The sequence below is a fragment of the Neisseria sp. P0021.S007 genome (genome assembly GCF_051956855.1).
Map to the genome: position 1 here is coordinate 1 of NZ_JBQCXA010001201.1, position 518 is coordinate 518.

Annotated in this window: 2 protein-coding genes; both read left to right on the forward strand. The window is 48.1% G+C overall.

Going from position 1 to position 518, the window contains the following annotated elements; genetic code table 11:
• A partial coding sequence (locus tag ACTHUR_RS18280) for a DUF1415 family protein (RefSeq protein ID WP_440400180.1) occupies positions 1 to 330 on the forward strand: 330 nt, incomplete at its 5' end.
• Positions 331 to 344: 14 nt separating this feature from the next.
• The coding region (locus ACTHUR_RS18285; RefSeq protein ID WP_440400182.1) for a YbaN family protein at positions 345 to 518 on the forward strand (174 nt) is incomplete at its 3' end.

Consider the following 518-nt stretch of genomic DNA (forward strand, 5'->3'; position numbering starts at 1 on the left):
ACCTTCAACCAAATGTTGGAAATCGCCGATGATGCGGTTGTAGAAAACGAATTGGAAGGTATTATCCAAATTGCGCCGTTCCATCCCGATTTCCAATTTGAAGGCACGGAAGCCGACGACATCAGCAACTACACCAACCGCTCGCCCTATCCGACCTTACATCTTATTCGTGAAGACAGTATTGCCAAAGCGGCTGAAGCATTTCCCAATGCCTCGGCAATTTTCGACCGCAATATCGCGCTGCTGGAAAAAATGGGACATGAGGGCTGGGATAAATTAGACATTCCGCGTTGTACATTTCCGCATCAAAAGCCGTCTGAAAACAAATAATTGGTGACGGGAATATGGTTCGCTATTTATTGATTTTTTGCGGCGCATTGTCTCTTGTCTTGGGCATTATCGGCATTTTCCTGCCATTACTGCCGACTACGCCTTTCATTTTATTGACCGCCGCCTGCTGGGCAAAGGCTTCGCCGCGCTTTCACAATTGGCTGTATCATCACCGCCATTTCGGCCCC